Annotated in this window: 18 protein-coding genes and 1 pseudogene; 6 read left to right on the top strand and 13 right to left on the bottom strand. The window is 71.2% G+C overall.

Annotated elements, in window-relative coordinates; genetic code table 11:
* The first annotated feature begins 65 nt into the window (after window positions 1-65).
* Window positions 66-299: a hypothetical protein gene (locus KIK09_RS11645; RefSeq protein WP_214318832.1), complete on the top strand. Its 234-nt coding sequence runs from the start codon at window positions 66-68 to the stop codon at window positions 297-299.
* 44 nt (window positions 300-343) lie between these two features.
* On the opposite strand, the pseudogene KIK09_RS11640 reads toward KIK09_RS11645, so the two are convergent.
* A pseudogene (locus KIK09_RS11640) lies at window positions 344-1,295 on the bottom strand (ATP-binding cassette domain-containing protein).
* Window positions 1,296-1,387: 92 nt separating this feature from the next.
* Window positions 1,388-2,254, bottom strand: a complete 867-nt coding sequence (locus KIK09_RS11635; RefSeq protein ID WP_214318830.1) for a 4-hydroxy-tetrahydrodipicolinate synthase family protein — start codon at window positions 2,252-2,254, stop codon at window positions 1,388-1,390.
* 71 nt (window positions 2,255-2,325) lie between these two features.
* On the opposite strand from KIK09_RS11635, the gene KIK09_RS11630 reads away from it, so the two are divergent.
* A complete protein-coding gene (locus KIK09_RS11630) occupies window positions 2,326-3,186 on the top strand; it encodes a LysR family transcriptional regulator (protein ID WP_214318828.1) in 861 nt (286 codons plus the stop codon).
* Here the strand turns inward: KIK09_RS11630 and KIK09_RS11625 are convergent.
* Window positions 3,167-3,763, bottom strand: a complete 597-nt coding sequence (locus tag KIK09_RS11625; RefSeq protein WP_250572900.1) for a TetR/AcrR family transcriptional regulator — start codon at window positions 3,761-3,763, stop codon at window positions 3,167-3,169. The genes KIK09_RS11630 and KIK09_RS11625 overlap by 20 nt on opposite strands.
* 62 nt (window positions 3,764-3,825) lie before the next feature.
* On the opposite strand from KIK09_RS11625, the gene KIK09_RS11620 reads away from it, so the two are divergent.
* Window positions 3,826-4,773 (top strand): quinone oxidoreductase family protein, encoded by a 948-nt coding sequence (locus KIK09_RS11620; protein ID WP_214318826.1) that lies wholly within the window; start codon window positions 3,826-3,828, stop codon window positions 4,771-4,773.
* Here the strand turns inward: KIK09_RS11620 and KIK09_RS11615 are convergent.
* The 5 genes from KIK09_RS11615 to KIK09_RS11595 form a co-directional block, all read right to left on the bottom strand.
* The gene (locus KIK09_RS11615) at window positions 4,763-5,704 is read right to left on the bottom strand and encodes a serine hydrolase domain-containing protein (RefSeq protein ID WP_214318824.1); all 942 of its coding nucleotides are present in this window, start codon (window positions 5,702-5,704) and stop codon (window positions 4,763-4,765) included. The two genes, KIK09_RS11620 and KIK09_RS11615, sit on opposite strands and share 11 nt — an antisense overlap.
* 34 nt (window positions 5,705-5,738) lie before the next feature.
* A complete protein-coding gene (locus KIK09_RS11610; RefSeq protein WP_214318822.1) occupies window positions 5,739-6,137 on the bottom strand; it encodes a VOC family protein in 399 nt (132 codons plus the stop codon).
* Between the two features lie 289 nt (window positions 6,138-6,426).
* Window positions 6,427-7,806: an LCP family protein gene (locus tag KIK09_RS11605; protein WP_308164031.1), complete on the bottom strand. Its 1,380-nt coding sequence runs from the start codon at window positions 7,804-7,806 to the stop codon at window positions 6,427-6,429.
* Between the two features lie 220 nt (window positions 7,807-8,026).
* A complete protein-coding gene (locus tag KIK09_RS11600; RefSeq protein WP_214318818.1) occupies window positions 8,027-8,398 on the bottom strand; it encodes a VOC family protein in 372 nt (123 codons plus the stop codon).
* A gap of 4 nt (window positions 8,399-8,402) precedes the next feature.
* On the bottom strand, window positions 8,403-8,780 hold the full coding sequence (locus KIK09_RS11595; RefSeq protein ID WP_214318816.1) for a VOC family protein: 378 nt from the start codon (window positions 8,778-8,780) through the stop codon (window positions 8,403-8,405).
* Between the two features lie 80 nt (window positions 8,781-8,860).
* Here KIK09_RS11595 and KIK09_RS11590 point away from each other — a divergent pair, with 80 nt between their 5' ends.
* Window positions 8,861-11,107 carry a xanthine dehydrogenase family protein molybdopterin-binding subunit gene (locus KIK09_RS11590; RefSeq protein WP_214318814.1) on the top strand — a complete coding sequence of 749 codons (2,247 nt, stop codon included), beginning with the start codon at window positions 8,861-8,863 and terminating at the stop codon, window positions 11,105-11,107.
* Here KIK09_RS11590 and KIK09_RS11585 read toward each other — a convergent pair.
* Together KIK09_RS11585 and KIK09_RS11580 are read right to left on the bottom strand one after the other, a co-directional pair.
* On the bottom strand, window positions 11,064-11,438 hold the full coding sequence (locus KIK09_RS11585; protein WP_214318812.1) for a cupin domain-containing protein: 375 nt from the start codon (window positions 11,436-11,438) through the stop codon (window positions 11,064-11,066). The two genes, KIK09_RS11590 and KIK09_RS11585, sit on opposite strands and share 44 nt — an antisense overlap.
* 8 nt (window positions 11,439-11,446) lie before the next feature.
* Window positions 11,447-11,818, bottom strand: coding sequence for a cupin domain-containing protein (locus tag KIK09_RS11580; protein ID WP_214318810.1), 372 nt, complete (start codon window positions 11,816-11,818; stop codon window positions 11,447-11,449).
* Window positions 11,819-11,891: 73 nt separating this feature from the next.
* On the opposite strand from KIK09_RS11580, the gene KIK09_RS11575 reads away from it, so the two are divergent.
* Both KIK09_RS11575 and KIK09_RS11570 read left to right on the top strand, forming a co-directional pair.
* The gene (locus tag KIK09_RS11575; RefSeq protein ID WP_214318808.1) at window positions 11,892-12,344 is read left to right on the top strand and encodes a MarR family winged helix-turn-helix transcriptional regulator; all 453 of its coding nucleotides are present in this window, start codon (window positions 11,892-11,894) and stop codon (window positions 12,342-12,344) included.
* Between the two features lie 15 nt (window positions 12,345-12,359).
* Entirely contained in the window at window positions 12,360-13,277 is a 918-nt protein-coding gene (locus KIK09_RS11570; RefSeq protein ID WP_214318806.1) for a DUF5996 family protein, read from the top strand.
* A gap of 30 nt (window positions 13,278-13,307) precedes the next feature.
* Here KIK09_RS11570 and KIK09_RS11565 read toward each other — a convergent pair whose 3' ends face one another.
* The 3 genes from KIK09_RS11565 to KIK09_RS11555 are packed head-to-tail and all read right to left on the bottom strand — an operon-like array spanning window position 13,308 to window position 15,836.
* Window positions 13,308-14,105, bottom strand: a complete 798-nt coding sequence (locus KIK09_RS11565; RefSeq protein WP_214318804.1) for a class I SAM-dependent methyltransferase — start codon at window positions 14,103-14,105, stop codon at window positions 13,308-13,310.
* 41 nt (window positions 14,106-14,146) lie between these two features.
* Window positions 14,147-15,229 carry a DmpA family aminopeptidase gene (locus tag KIK09_RS11560; protein ID WP_214318802.1) on the bottom strand — a complete coding sequence of 361 codons (1,083 nt, stop codon included), beginning with the start codon at window positions 15,227-15,229 and terminating at the stop codon, window positions 14,147-14,149.
* Window positions 15,216-15,836, bottom strand: a complete 621-nt coding sequence (locus KIK09_RS11555; protein WP_214318801.1) for a TetR/AcrR family transcriptional regulator — start codon at window positions 15,834-15,836, stop codon at window positions 15,216-15,218. The genes KIK09_RS11560 and KIK09_RS11555 overlap by 14 nt, the downstream gene beginning before the upstream one ends.
* Window positions 15,837-15,856: the final 20 nt, after the last annotated feature.

Here is a 15,856-nt window from a genome sequence, read left to right as displayed (position 1 = left end):
ATCGGACGTCTACGTGGCGCTGGGAGTGTCTGCGGGTCACTGCGATCTGACCCAAAGGAGCACTCGTGTACTTGCTGGCTGACGGTGAAGAGGTGGCCACGGCCTCGGCCGGGTCCTCGGTCCTCTCGCTGGTCCTGGTGGGGATCTACTACGTCATCGCCATTGCCACCCTGGTCTCGGCGATCAGGAACAAGGCGACCTTCGGCTGGTGGCTGCTGATCCTGTTCATCCCGCTCGGGTGGATCTTCTGGTTCGCCATCGGCAAGAAGAAGGTGGCGGCAGCCCGCGCCGCCCGCTGACTCGCGTGGTCGCGATGGGCCGGGCCATCGCGACCACGCGGTCGTCACGCCGCCCGCAGGCCCGCGTCGAGCTCCAGGCGGGAGCCGGTGAACGACGCCCGCATCCGGCGGTCGTGCGTCACGATCACCAGCGCTCCCCGGTAGCCCTCCAGCGCCTGCTCCAACTGCTCCACGAGCATCGGTGACAGGTGGTTGGTCGGCTCGTCCAGCAGGAGCAGGTCGACAGGCTCGCTGACCAGGCGGGCCAGCTCGATCCTGCGCCGCTGGCCGTAGGAGAGCTCTCCCACGCGCAGCCGCAGCTCCGACGGGCGGAACAGACCCGTGGCCAGCAGCGCGTCGGCGTGCTCGTCAAGCCCGCCCCCGCGGCCCTCGGCGTAGGCCCCGAGCACCGTCCTGCCGGGACGGCCCCTCGAGCCAGGCCACCGCCTGGTCGTCCAGGTCGTTGGTCGGCTCGTCGAGCAGGAGCAGCTCCGGCGCGGAGGCCAGCGTGGCCGCCAGCGCCAGCCGCGACCGCTCGCCGCCCGAGAGCGTGTCGAGCGGCCGCGCCCGGTCCAGGCCCGGCAGGCCCAGCGCGTGCAGGGCGATCTCCACCCTGGCGTCGGCCTCGTACCCGCCGCGCGCCTCGTAGGCGGCCACCAGCCCGGCGTACTCCGGCATGACCGAGGCGGTCAGGCGGGACTCCAGCTCGTGCATGCGTGCCTCGAGGGCGCGCAGGTCGCTCAGCGCGCGGTCGATCGCGTCGGCCACGGTCGAGCCGGAGGGTAGGTCGAGCGCCTGCGGCAGGTATCCGACCCCGCCGGGAGCCACGACGGTGAGTTCCCCGTTGTCGGGCCGCGAGACGCCGGCCAGCAGCTCGAGCAAGGTGGACTTGCCCGAGCCGTTGTCGCCGACGATGCCGGCCTTCTCGCCGGGCTTGAGGGTGAAGGAGACCCGGTCGAGCACGACCCGGTCATAGCGTTTGGTGACGTCGAAGAGTGATATTCCGGTGGTCCGCATGGGCCACCTCCTGTTCCCGGCATGCATGCCGCATCGAGATCGGTCGATGACGGGGCGGGATTACAGGAACCACATGCGGAACACCGTAGGTTCTACACAGAAATGTGTCCAGCCAATTTTTCGGCCTTGGCAATCGAATCGGCGCCCGCGGGGAGCAGCGGCAGCCGTACGTCGGCGGTCGGGATCAGGCCGCGCGTGTGCAGCACGCCCTTGATCACGGTCGGGTTGGGCTCGGCGAACAGCGCCGCCGACAGCCGCGCGAGCCGGTGGCCCAGCGCCCTGGCCCGCTCGGCGTCGCCCGCCTGCCAGGCGTCGAACAGTTCGACGAACGAGCGGGTGTCCAGGTGGGCCGAGGCCAGGATGCCTCCCGTGGCGCCGAGCGCGAGCATCGGCGAGATGTAGGCGTCGTCGCCGCCCAGCACGTCGAACCCGGTGGGCAGGTCGCCAAGCAGGTCGACCGCGTCCTGGTCGATGCCGCCCGCCGCGTACTTCACGCCGGCGATCATCGGGTGCCCGCCCAGGTGGCGCAGCGTGGCGGCGCTGACCGGCTGCCCGGTCCGGTAGGGGATGTGGTAGATCACGAGCGGCACCGGCGAGGCCTCGGCCAGCGCCTCGAAGTGCGCGATCACGCCGCGCTCCGACGGCCGCAGGAAGTACGGCACGGGCACCAGCGCGGCCGTCACGCCCCCGGGCAGGTCGCGCAGCGCTTGCGCGGTCGAGCGGGTGTCGTTGCCCGAGACGCCGACGATCAGTGGCGCGCCCAGCCCGAGGCAGGCCTCGATCACGCCGGTCCGCTCCTCCGGGGTCAGCGCGGCCACCTCGCCGGTGGTGCCCAGCGCCACCAGCCCGGAGGCGCCCTGGTCGAGGACGTGCCTGGCGAGCTTCTCGACCGCGTCGAACGCGACAGCGCCCGATTCGTCGAACGGCGTGATCAGCGGTACGTGGATTCCCTTCAGCATGTGACGAGCGTGCCCCGCCGCGATTGGTTAGGTCCAGCGCACGTTTCTACCGTCGAGCGTAAGCTGACCTGATGCTGGACCCACGCAAGCTCCGCCTGCTGCGCGAACTGGCCCGGCGCGGCACGATCGCGGCCGTCGCCGAGGCGCTCACGTTCACCCCGTCGGCGGTCTCCCAGCAGCTCAGCGCGCTGGAGCGGGAGGCGGGCGTGCCGCTGCTCGAGCGCACGGGCCGCACCGTGACGCTGACGCCGGCGGGAAGCCTGCTGGTCGAGCACGCGCAAGCCGTACTGGAGCAACTCGAGCGGGCCTCGGCGGCGCTGGCGTCCCTCAGCGGCGAGCCCGCGGGTCCGCTCCGGATCGGCGCGTTCCCCACCGCGGCCCGGGTCCTGCTTCCTGTCGCGCTGGCGGAGCTTCCCGCCGCGCTGGAGCCGATGGTCTCCGAGATCGACCCTGCCGACGTCTCGGCGGCGCTGCGGGCGGGCGAGTTGGACCTGGCGCTGGTGCACGAGTACGACTTCGTGCCCCCGGTCACCGACGCCTCGCTCGAGACCGAGCCCCTGTTCACCGAGGTCATGTACCTGACCAACCGCTCATCCGTGGCCGAGGCACGCCAGGACCCGTGGATCACCAACAAGCCCGGCACGCTGTGCCACACCATGGCCATCAGGGCCTGCCAGGCGGCCGGCTTCGAACCCCGCGTCCGCCACCACATCGACGACTTCGACACCATCCTCGCCTTCGCCGCCGCGGGACAGGGTGTCGCGCTGGTGCCGCGCCTGGCGGCCCTGTCCCCTCCTCAGGGCGTACGGCTCGCGCCGCTGCCCCTCGGCCGCCGCACCCTGGCCGCCTTCCGCAAGGGATACGGCGAGCACCCCGCGATCCGCGCCGCCGTGGCCGCCTTCCACACGGCGATCACCCGGCTACCGCTGTGACGAGCTGGCGGAAACAGACCGCCAGCCGTTCGCCGTCGCCCGCGCGCAGCAGGGCCGCGACCGGCTCGGTGTGCAGCGAGCTGAGGATGAGGTGCGCGATCAGATCGGCGTCCACGTCCGGGCGGGCCTCGGCCAGCAGCCCGGAGACGTGCTCGTGCCAGAAGAGATAGATCGGGCTCTCCTGCCGGGGGGCGCTGTCCTTCCTGGTCGCCTGGGCGTGCTCCTGCGCGGTGATCAGCCCGACGTTGCGCATCGCCAGCTTGACCACCCCGTCAAGGAAGGCCTCCAGCCGCTCGCCTGGCGAGGCGCCCGGCCCGAGCGGCGGCGGGCCTGACGTCGCGGCCTCCTGCAGGACCAGCGCCCGCTCGGCCATCAGCGCCTGCATCAGCCCGAGGCGGCTGCCGAAACGGTGGAAGACCGTGCCCTTGCCCACCCCGGCCGCGGCCGCCACCCGCTCGACGGAGACCTGCTCGGGAGGGTGCTCGCGCAGCAGCTCCTCGGCGGCCTCCAGGATGGCCTGCCTGTTGCGTGCCGCGTCCGCCCGCTCCCGCCGCTCCATCATGCCATTCTTCCCCATGGACAAACTTGACCAGTGGTCCATATATTAACTGGACCAACGGTTCACTTAGGAGGTCTGGCATGCGCGCGATAGTCGTTCACGAGACGGGCGGCCCGGAGGTGCTGTCGCTGGAGGACATGCCCCGGCCCGAGGCCGGGCCCGGCCAGGTCCTCGTCCGTGCCCAGGCGATCGGCGTCAGCATCGTCGAGGCGCACATGCGGGCCGGAATCATGCCGGTCCCGCTGCCCGCCGTGCTCGGCGTCGAGGCGGCGGGCGAGGTGGTCGCCGCCGGCGAGGGCGTCGACCAGGGCCTGGTCGGCCGGACGGTCGCCGGGGTGACGGGCGGGACGGGTTCGTACGCGGAGTACGCGGCGATGCCCGCCGCGATGGTCAGGCCCGTTCCCGAGGGCGTCCCCGCGGCCGAGGCGGTCGCCGCCGGCGCGGCCCTGGCCGTGGCGCTCGGGCTCGTGCACAGGGCCGCGCTACGCGAGGGCGAGACCGTCCTGGTCGAGGCGGGCGCGAGCAACGTGGGCGGCTACCTGATCCAGCTGGCCAGGGAGTTCGGCGCCGGACGGGTGGTGGCCACTGCGGGGGCCGGGGAGAAGCGCGACCGGGCCAGGGAGTTCGGCGCCGACACGGTGATCGACCACCGGGAGGAGGGCTGGACCGCGCAACTCGACGGCATCGACGTGGCCTTCGAGTCGATCGGCGGCGACTCGGCCCGCGGCGTCGTCGAGGCGCTCACCCCCGGCACGGGCCGCATGCTGTACTACGGCCGGCTCAGCGGCCTGGCGCCCGCCGTCACCCCCGACGACCTGCTCGGGCGCGGGGTGTCGCTGGTCGGGTGCAGTGGGCCCGCCTGGTTCCGTGAGGTCTTCGACGTGCACTACCCGGAGGGGTTCGCCAGGCTCGCCGACGGGCGCACCAAGGCCGTGGTCGGGCCCACGTTCCCGCTGGACCAGGCGGCGCAGGCGCACCGCCTGGTGGAGGAGCGCGGCGCGCAGGGCAAGATCGTCCTCATTCCCTGACGAGCTCGTCCATCACCGCCGCGGTGCTGGGCTGGGCGAAGTTCTCGTAGTCGCCCGCCGCCACCGCGGCGACCAGGCGGCGGCCGGGCATCAGGAACAGGCGCTGCCCGCCGTTGCCCATCCCGGCGGCCCAGGTGGGGCCGACGTACCACTGGTAGCCGTACTCGAACCCTTCGTCGATCTTGATCCTGGGCTTCAGCAGCTCCTCGATCCAGGTCCCGGGCACCACGTCGCGCCCGCCCTCCAGCACCAGCTGCCCGATGGCGGCCAGGTCGCGCGGCCGCAGCCGCAGCCCGGCGGGCGCCAGCGCGACGCCGTCGGCGCCGGTGCTCCACTCGAACGTGATGCCCAGCGGCTCGAACAGCGCCGTGCGGGCGTACTCCTCCAGCGGCCGGCCGGTGCCCTTGGCGATCAGGCTCCCGAGCAGGGTCGTGGCGCCGCCGCAGTAGTGCCAGGTGAGGCCAGGCTCCGCGGTGAAGGGCCGCTCGAGGACGTAGCGGTAGCGGTCGGGGGCCTCCTCCATGGCGATCTCGCTGTTGGCCGAGCTCGTGTACGGCACGCTCTCGTCCCAGTCGAGCCCGAGCGTCATGGTCAGCGCGTGGCCGACGGTCAGCCGGGCCTTGGCCGGATCCGCCACGAGGTCCGGGTACTCGGGGAAGTTCGGCAGCAACGGCTCGTCGGGGCCCGGGACCTTGCCCTGCGCCAGGGCCGTGCCGTACAGCAGGGCGACGACGCTCTTGGACACCGAGCGGACGTCGTGCAGGGTGTCGGCGTCGAACCTCACCTCGCCCAGCGACTCGCCGAGGATGTAGTCCTCGCCCTGGCCGTAGCGTTCGTAGATCTGCTCGCCGTCCTGGAGGATCACGATGCCGTGCAGATTGGGTGCCTTGCCGGAGTCGAAGAGCCCGTCGATGCGTTCGGTGAGTTTCATGGCTCCAGGCATAGCGCCTCACACGATGTCAGGGTCAATCGCGGTCGTGGTGGCAGACCGCCTCGATCATGAAACCGAAGGGGTCGAGCCAGAAGGCCGCGTAGTAGGGCGGCGGGTACTCGGGGAACTCGCGCGGCTCGTGCACGATCTCGCTGCCCAGCTTCTCGGCCAGATCGCGCACCTGCCGTACGGCGGAGCGGGACCCGACCATGAACGCCACGTGCTGCAGCCCGGTCCTGTGCCGCGAGAACCCGCTCTCCTCCAGCGCCGGGTAGAAGAACAGGTACGTGCCCGGCTTGCCGCCCGCGGGCCGGTAGGCGAACTGGTCGTGGCTGGACAGGAACTCCTCGAACCCCAGCAACGGCATGACCTGGTCGTAGTACGCCTTGGCCGCCGCGAGATCCGGCACGTTGATCCCGATATGACCGATCACCCCGCCATGCTCGCACGCCCAAACCCCCTCAGGAACACCCTTCGACCCGCCGTGTCAGCGCTTTCGGGCCCGACATCCCCCGCCTGCCTCCCGAGAAGTAACCGCGTCGGCACTCCCAGCGCCGGCGGCCACGAGTACGTGCGTCGTAGCGGCGGGACGGCGGCATCGACTCGCCAGGGGCGCCGGGCGCGGGTCCGCGGCCGGAGTACGGCGGGCGGCCGGTGGGCGTGGCTCGCCGTACAGGATGAGCGGGCTGGAGGAAGGTCAGGACGCGCGGGCTGGAGGAAGTTCAGGACGCGCACGTGTCGTGGGTGGCGTCGAAGCTGGGGACGGTGGGGGGCTGGGGTTTGAGGCCCTTCCAGTCGTTGCCGATGACGAGGATCAGGTGCGGGGTCTGGGCGGCGGGGACCAGGCGGGTCTGGCTGGCGAGCAGGTCCTTGGTCAGGGTCGGGACCCGGGTCTCGCCGGCGGGGGAGTACAGGACGGTGGTCTTGGCCACGGGCTTGGTGCGCGTGTCGGTGACCTTGGTGATGTGGTAGCCGCGCTGCTCGAGGGCGGCGGCGACCTGGGTGCCGAGGCCGCCGCGGTAGGTGCCGTTGCGCAGCTCGATCTGGATCTTCTCCGGCGACACCTTGGTCTGGCCGCCCTTGACGCCCTGCAGGCTGCGGTCTCCCGCGACGGTCTCGAAGAGCTTGCCCGCCTGCGGCTGCACCCACTCGACGCGGCCGGGCTGGGTGAGCGAGTAGTGCCAAGGCGTGGTGACGAAGCGGATCTGGCCGGCCTTGAGGCCCTGCAGGCTGGTGGCCAGGTCCTTCATGACGCCGGGCGTGAGGTCGGGGTCGGTGGTGACGGACTTGGTGCCCGCGTCGAGGAAGCCGAGCAGCTTGGCCGGGTTGGTGAGCGTCTGGCCGCTCATCACCTTCTTGATCATGGAGGCGATGAACATCTGCTGGCGCTGGATGCGCCCGATGTCGGAGCCGTCGCCGATGCTGTAGCGGGCGCGCACGTAGCCCAGCGCCTGCTCGCCGTTGAGTGTCTGCTTCCCGGCGGGCAGGTGGAGCAGGGCCTTGGTGTCGTCGATGCGCTGCGGCAGGCACACCTCGACGCCGCCGACCGCGTCGACCATGCTCTTGAAGCCGGTGAAGTCGACCTTGACGAAGTGGTCGATGTGGATGTGCGTGAGCGACTCGATCGTCTTCCAGGTGCAGCCGATGCCGCCGGAGTTGAACGACTCGTTGATCATGCCGACGTGCGGCTGCTGGCCCGCGAAGGGGCCCTTGGCGCGGCAGGCGGGCAGCTGGACCAGCGAGTCGCGGGGGAAGCTGACGACCATCGCGTTGTCGCGCTTGGACGACAGGTGGGCCAGCATGATCGTGTCGGTGCGCTCGCCGGCGACGCGGTGGCCGTACTTGGCGTTCTTGCCGTCGCGCTGGTCGGAGCCGACGATCAGGATGTTCTGCGCGGTGGTCGCGATCTTGGGTGGGCGGGTGGCGCCGAGGTCCTCGCCGGTGATGTCGATGTGCTTGACGTTGCCTGTGAGCTTGGCGTACACGATCACGGCGGCGCCGACCAGCGCGAGCACCAGGGTCACGGCGATGATGAGGGTCCAGCGCAGCCAGCGGCGCCGTTTGGGCGGGGCTGTGGAGGGCGGCGCAGCGTCAAGAAGCACGTGACTCTCCATGGGACGGGGCCGAGGGCAGCCGCCCATGGCCAAGAGCCTCGCCGTACAGATCTCGGCCGATTGGATCGCGCCCGAGTGTACTCACTGCCGGTAAACGCGGCGTAAGGTTCACGCGAACGGTGATCGTTTTGTCCGGTTGGTCCGCGCGCGGCCGGAGCGGGCCGACGCCGTCCGGGAAGACGGGCCGCGGCGCGGACCAGCCGGTGCCCTACATCTGGATCACCGACAGGATGTTGCCCGCCGGGTCGGTGAACCAGGCGATCAGGGGACCGCCCCCGCGGAAGACCCCCTTCTCGTCGGTCTGCAGATGCTCGTAGCGCTCGAACCGCACCCCGCGGTCGGTGAGCAGGTCGACCGCCTTGTCGATGTCCTCGACAGGGAAGTTGAGGATCGTGTACGTGGCGGGCGTGTGGTCGTCCTTGGGATAGACCAGGGTGGGCCGGTCGCCGCCGGCCAGGTGCAGGGTGAGCAGCCCGTGCTCCTCGGTCACCCTGATGCCGAGCGTCTCGCCGTAGAACTGCTTGGCCGCGGCCAGGTCGTTCACGGAGAAGCCGCTGAAGGCCTTGGTGTCGCCGAACATGTCGCTACATCGCTTTCTTCTGCTCTTCGCTGAGCTGGATGATCTGCACGTAGTTGCCGTCCGGGTCGATCGCGGTGGCGAACAGGCCGCCGTCGCGCTCCTCCAGCTCGGCCAGCCAGGTCGTGCCGAGCTTGTCGACGCGGGCGGCGACGGCGTGGGCGTCGTCCACGTGGAAGTTGAAGATCACCCGGCCTGGTTCGGGGTTCTTGTCGCCGATGTCCGCGCGGGAGTCGATGAGGACGTGGAACTCGCCGAACGTCAGGATCCGGTAGCCGTTTCCCTCATTGTTCTCCTGCGGCTCGAGCGCCGCCACGTACCAGTCGCGCAGCCGCTGTGGGTCCGTGCTGGACAGGAGCATGCTGCCAAGGGCCGGGCTCGTCATGGTGTTGCCTCCTTCTGTCGTTGACCATGTAGACCGGTTGGAGACTGGAAACTCATCGGCGCGCGGTCACAATCGGGTTCATGAGCATGGCCCGCAGGGAGGACGCCCGGCTGCTGAGCGGACGGGGCAGGTTCGTCGCCGGCATCAAGCTGCCCGGCATGGCCCACGCGCACGTCGTGCGCAGCCCGATCGCGCACGGCAGGCTGGTGAGCTTCGAGGCCAAGGCGGCCCGCGCGCACCCGGGAGTGCTGGACGTCATCACCGTGCGGGACGCCGACGGGGTTCGGCTGCCGTGTGTGAGCCTCGCGCCCGACCAGCGGGTGCTGTCCTACCCGGTGATGGACGAGGTGATCAGGTACGCCGGCCAGCCGGTGGCGGTCGTGGTGGCCGTCACGCCGGAGGCCGCCAGGGACGCGGCCGACCTGCTGGACCTGGAGTTCGACGAGCTGCCCCCGGTGATCGGGATCGATCAGGGCGAGGTGTTCTGCGACTTCGTGATGGGCGACGCCGACGCGGCCGTCGCCGGCGGCGAGCACGTGGTGGAGCTGGAGTTCAGGTTCGGCAGGTGCTCGCCGCACCCGATGGAGCCGCGCGGGCTGGTGGCCTCCTTCGCCGACGGGGAGCTGACCATCCGGATCTCCACCCAGGCGCCGCACCACGTGCGCGACCATGCCGCCGACGCGCTCGGGCTGCCGCACGGGCAGGTCAGGGTGATCAGTGGCGACACCGGCGGCGGGTTCGGCGGCAAGGAGCACCTGTATCCGGACGAGGCGCTGATCTGCCTGGCGGCGATGCGCCTGGGCCGCCCGGTGGCCTGGATCGAATCGCCGAGCGACCGGCTGGTGGCCACGCTGCCCGCCCGCGAGGCCGTCCACCGGGCCCGGCTCGCGCTGGACGCCTCGGGGCGCTTCACCGCGCTGTACGCCGACGTGGTGGGAGACCTCGGTGCGCATCCGTCGAACGTCGGCATCTCGCCGTTCGCGGTGACGGCCACGCTCCTGCCCGGCCCCTACCGCTTCGACAAGGCGGGCGTACGGCTGCGCGGCGTGCTGACCACGACCGCGCCCACCGGCTCCTACCGCGGCTTCGGCCAGCCCGAGGCGGCGATGACCAGGGAGCGGCTGATCGACGAGGCGGCCAGGCGCTTCGGGTTCGACCCGGTGGAGCTGCGGCTGCGCAACATGCTGGGACCCGACGAACTGCCCTGCACCACGCGGGTCTGGCAGGTCTACGACTCGGGCGACTACCCGCGCGCGCTGCGCACGGTGCGCGAGCTGGCCAGGGTGCGCGAGATCGACGACGGGCGCAGGCGCGGCATCGGCTTCTCCTGCCACGTCGAGGGGACCGGGCTCGGCCCTTCGATGGCGATGAAGGCGATGGGCATGCAGGCCGGCGGGTTCGAGACCGCGATCCTGCGGATGGAGCCCGACGGGTCGCTGGTCGTGGTCGCCGGGGTGGTCGGCATCGGGCAGGGGATCGAGACCACGCTCGCCCAGCTGGCCGCCGAGCGGATGGGCGTGCCCGTGGACAGCGTGCGGGTGGTGCTGGGTGACACCGCGGCCACGCCGTACTCCTCGCTCGGGTCGATCGCCAGCAGGGCGCTGGCGGTGGGCGGCGGGGCGCTGATCCAGGCGGCGGGGAAGCTGCGGGAGAAGATCCTGACGATCGCGGCGCACCGGCTGGAGGCCGCGCAGGACGATCTGGAGCTGGACGGTTCGGCCGTGCGGGTGAAGGGCGATCCGCAGTCGGGGCTGACGCTGCGCGAGCTGGCGACGGCGGCCTGGCGGGGCTGGGACCTGCCCCCGGGGATGGAGCCTGGGCTGGAGGAGCGGGCCAGCTACGACCCGGCGGAGACCACGTTCGCCTACGGGGCGCACGCGGCGGCCGTGGCCGTCGACGTGGAGACGGGGGCGGTCGAGGTCGAGGGGTACTGGGCGGTCCACGACTCGGGGGTCGTGGTCAACGAGGCGATCGTGCGGGGGCAGATCCACGGCGGGGTGGTGCAGGGCATCGGCATGGCGCTGAGCGAGGAGATCGTCTACACCGACGACGGGCAGCCGATCGTGGACTACCTGCTGCCCGGTGCCACCGACGTGCCCGACATCGAGGTGGTGCTGTTCGAGACGCCTTCGCCGATCACTCCGGGCGGGATGAAGGGGGCGGGTGAGGGCGGGACGATCGGGCCGCCGGCGGCCATCGGCAACGCGATCGCCGCCGCCGTGCCCGAGATCGCCGGCCGGCTCACCCGGACCCCGATGACGCCCGCCAGGATCTGGGGCTATCTCAACGGGCCCACGGCGGGACGAACGGATCCTGGCCCGGCATGATCGCCTGACCGCCGACGGGGAGCACGGCGACCATCTCGACCGGCTCCTCGTGCGGGTTGGCGATGCCGAAGGGCGTGTGCGCAGGCACCACCAGGGCGTCGCCCGGCCCGAGGGGGTGCTCGGCGCCGTCGATCGTGGCCAGCGCCCTGCCGGACAGGATCACGAAGATCTCCTCGCGGTCCACCTGGTGGATGCCGGTCGGCGCGCCGGGATCCATGGTGAAGCGCCACATGCAGGTCTCCGCCGAGCCCCGGCTGGGCGCTGCCAGCCCGGTGGCGGTGACGTGGGGGACGGTGAAGGTGGGGGCCGTGGCCCCGTCGATCACGGGCATCTGTTCTCCTACTGGGCGGGCATGGGGACGACGGTCTGGCCGTTCACGTGGGCGAGCGCGCCGACGGGGAGCGCCACGATCAGCTCGAGCGGCTCACCGTGCGGGTTGCCGAGGCCGAACTGCGTCCCAGAGGGCACCACGATCGCGTCGCCGGTGACGACGGGGTGCTCGGACTCGCCGAGGTGGGCGACTCCGGCGCCGGCGACGACGACCAGCACCTCCTCGTGGTCGAAGGAGTGCATACCGGGCTCGGCGCCCGGGTGGACCTTGGTGCGCCACACGCAGGTCTCCTTGGCGCCCCTGCTGGGGGAGGCCAGACCGGTGAAGGTGGCGTTCGGGAGGTCAAAGGTCGGGGCGGTGGCCCCGCTGATAACCGGCATTGGTATCCTCTCAACAGATCTACAACCGAGGTTTACAACCATAGTTGTATATCTCGGGAAGGAGGGACGTCAAGTGACCCATTTCGGGGTGCTGCTCGGGCTGGCCTACAACCAGTTCGTCGACGAGCTGCACGAGCATCTGGCGAAGCACGGATTCACGCACCTCAAGCCCACCTTCGGCTTCGCGTTCAAGGTGCTGGCCCAGGAGAGCGTCACGACCAGCCGCCTGGCCGCGCTGCTCAGGATCACACCGCAGGGCGCGGCCAAGACCGTCGAGGAGATGGTGGCCGCCGGCTACGTCGACCGGGTGCCCGACCCGTCCGACGGGCGGGTGAAGCTGCTGGTGCTCACCGACCGCGCCCGCGCGCTGCTGGCGACGGGGCACGAGTTCCACCAGGCCTTCGAGCGCGAGCTCGCGCAGAGCCTCGGCGAGGCGAAGATCGAGACGTTCCGCGAGGTCCTGGACGCGATGGTGGCGCGTAGCGACTCGCCGGACAGCCTGGCCAGGACACTCAAGCAGCTCTGAGCTACCGTGACGCTTGTGGAGACATTTCCGGCGATGCCGTACGACGAGTGGGTGGACACCAAGGACACCTTCCACCGTTTCGCCCAGATCGTGGGCAAGGTACGGCTGGCCGCCAGCGTCCGCCGCAACCACTGGTGGAACGTGCCCTTCCACCTCACCGGCCGGGGCCTGACCACCAGGCCCATGGACGGCTTCTGTATCGACTTCGACCTGGTGCGCCACCGGCTCGTCGTCGACCGGCTGGACGGCCGCAGCGCCGACATGCCGCTCATCGGGCAGTCGGTCGCCAGCTTCTACGCCGGGCTCTTCGACATCCTGGACGACCTCGGCATCCACGCCGAGATCCACGCCGTGCCGTTCGACCTGGCCGACAGTACCCCGTTCGCCGAGGACACCAAGCACGCCGCCTACGACCCCGCCCTGATCACCCGGTACTGGGTGATCCTTTCGCAGGTGGCGCAGGTGCTGGAGCGGTACGCGGCGGACTTCTGCGGCAAGACCAGCCCGGTCCACCACTTCTGGCACACCTTCGACCTCGCGGTCACTCGCTTCACCGGCCGCAAGGTGGAGCCGCCCGCCGAGGCCGACCCGGTGACCAGGGAGGCCTACAGCTGGGAAGTGATCAGCAGCGGCTTCTGGTTCGGCGACGAGGAGCGGCCCTGGCCGGCGTTCTACTCCTACACCGCGCCCGAGCCGCCCGACCTGACCGAGCACAAGCTCTGGCCTGACTGGGCGGCCTGGATCCCGTCCGGGGGCAGCCACCTGGCGGTGCTCCGTTACGACGACGTACGGCAGGCCGACGACCCCGTGGACACCGCGCTCGGCTTCCTCAACAGCGCCTACCGCGCCGGAGCCCGCACGACAGGCTGCGACGCCTCCGGGCTGGCAAGCCCGGACGGCGTCACCGATCCCCACCTGAGGCATTCCCACTAGAAAGCTGCCGGCCCGGCGCGTGGGCGGTCTCTAGAAGCGGTACCGCAGGACGCGGGCACCCTGCCGCGACATGCCCGTGCTCAGCGCCATGAACCGGGCGGCCGCCCGCGACGGCTGCGGGAACTTCGCCACCAGCGGATCGCGGCAGAGCAGCTGCTCACCGGCGAGGGTGAGCCCGGCGCCCCACGACTCCGGCTCGCGCGGGTCGTCGAAGCCCTGCGCGGCCTGGATGCCGAGCGCTTTGATCGTGGGGTGGTACTTCATGGCCCACGCGGCGAAGCGGGTGTAGCCGTTCAGTACGAGCTCGCCGCCGGAGACGTGCCCGGTGAGGCGGCGGACCATGGCGGCGAACGTGTCGCCGGGCATGAACGGCAGCACCCCATCGGCCACCAGCATCGTGGGCCGGCCGGTGGGCACCTGCGCCGGCCAGGCGTCGCCGGTCAGTTCGGCGGCGATGAGGTGGGAGCGGCCGGGCAGGTACTTCTCCCGCAGTTCGAGGACCTCCGGGTAGTCGACGTCGTACCAGTCGACGCCGCCGGGCGGGGCGCAGCGGGCGGCGCGAGTGTCGAGCCCGCAGCCGAGGTCGAGCACGATCGCGTCCGGATGCTCGGCGGTGAACGCCCGGACGGCGTCGTCGATCCTCCTGGCCCGCAGGGCCGTGCTGCACACCAGGCTGGGTTTGAGCTTCAGCTTGGCGAAGTCGTAGTCGATCTGGGAGGCGATGTCCGCCGACAGGGGGTCGCCGAGTATCGGTCTGGACAGCCTGCTGTCCAGGGCCCGGGCATACAGGGTGAGTAGCGCCGTTTGCTGGATCTGGCCGAGTTGCATATTTCAATTGTGACTGAAACAGCTAGCAAATACAATCCCGGCTATGGGCGGATCGCCGCTCGCGGCGTCCTGAGCAGGTCGAGCAGCCGCTCGACCGGCAGCCCCGGCGAGCGGTGGCCGTCGCGGCCGATCATCGTCTCCGCGCCGAGCAGCGCGTTGAGCACGGCCTCCTCCACCGACTCCACGACGGCCTCGAAGAAGTCGTCGAGCCTGTTCCACGGCACGAAGCTCGCCTGCTCGTAGCCGGGCTCGCCGCGCGGGAACGCCGTGTCGAAGGCCTCGGGGTTACCCGTGGAGAAGGCCAGGAAGATGTCGCCGGAGAAGTGCGACCCGGTCGTGCCCGTGCGGGCCAGCCCGAGCGGGACCCGGCGGGCCAGCGCCGTGCACTGCATCGGCAGCAGCGGCGCGTCCGTGGCGATCACCGCGATGACCGAACCGGCGCCGGCGTAGAAGGCCTCGAGCGGGTCGTCGTCGGCCAGTTCCCGCCCGACCGGCACGCCGCAGACGGTGAGCTCCTTGCGGGAGCCGAAGTTGGCCTGCACGAACGCGCCCACGGTGTGCGTGGCCGAGCCGTAGGAAACCTGCCGGGAGGAGGTGCCGCTGCCGCCCTTGAAGCCGTAGCAGTTCATCCCGGTGCCGCCGCCGACCGAACCCTCGGCCACCGGGCCTGGCCTGGCCGCGTCGATGGCGGCGCTCGCGTGCTCGGGGCGCACGTGCGGGCCGTTGATGTCGTTGAGGTAGCCGTCCCAGGTCTCGGCCACCACGGGCAGCAGCCACTGGTCGGCCGCCGCCGGCTTGCGCCGGGCCACCCAGTCGATCACGCCCCGGTGGCAGGGGCCGACCGCGTGCGTGTTGGTGATCAGCACAGGGAGGCGGAGCACGCCGGTCTCGCTGAGCCATGCCGTACCGGTCATCTCGCCGTTGCCGTTGAGCGAGTGCCAGCCGGCCGCGCACGGCACGTCGAAGCCGTCCCTGCCGCGCGGCAGGATCGCGGTGACGCCGGTGCGCACCGCCTCGCCCTCGATCAGCGTGGTGTAGCCGACCTCCACGCCCGGCACGTCGGTGATGGCGTTGTCGGGTCCTGGGCGGCCGGGCAGTTCCAGGCCGAGTTCACGTGCTCGCATCGAATCCTTCCAGGTCACAGCCGGTCGAGTCGGCGGCGTAGGCAAGCAGCAGGCGTTCTGCCTGCCCGTGGTCGAGCGTCGGCACGGCCATCGTCAGGTGGAGGCTGAGGCCGTCCTCCAGCACCACGAGGCTGCGCGCGATCGTGGTCGCGTCGCGGGTCAGGGTGAACACCCCGGTCGCCGCGCCGGCCTCCAGGATCGAGGAATACAGGGCGACCTGCCGCTCGTACAGCCGGATGTACTGCGCCGAGTAGGCGGGGTCGCGGCGGGCGTGGGTGCCCAGCTCGAGCAGCAGCACGCACAGCTCGTCGTCGGTGCTGGTGGGCAGCCCGGTGCGGATCATGCCGAGCAGGCGCCGCCGCGGGTCGGGCTCGGCCTGCGCGGCGCGCTCCCGGTCCACGCAGAAGCGCTCGACCGCCTCCCGCTGCACCTCGCGCAGCAGGTCGGACAGCGCGGGGAAGTAGTAGAGCACCGACCCGGTGGACATGTCGGCCTGCTCGGCCACGTCGCGCAGCCGCAGATCCGCGATGCCGCGCTTGAGTACGGCCTGACGCGCGGCGGCGATCAGTTCGGCGCGCTTCTCGTGTGCTCGGCTCGGTCGTGCCATGAGGGCGATTCTCTTAACAT

Origin of the sequence: Nonomuraea sediminis, from assembly GCF_018531495.1 — a bacterium.
GTDB classification, from domain to species: Bacteria; Actinomycetota; Actinomycetes; order Streptosporangiales; family Streptosporangiaceae; genus Nonomuraea; species Nonomuraea sediminis.
The sequence above is the reverse complement of the archived record's forward strand: the minus strand, read 5'-3'. Positions and strand labels throughout refer to the sequence as shown.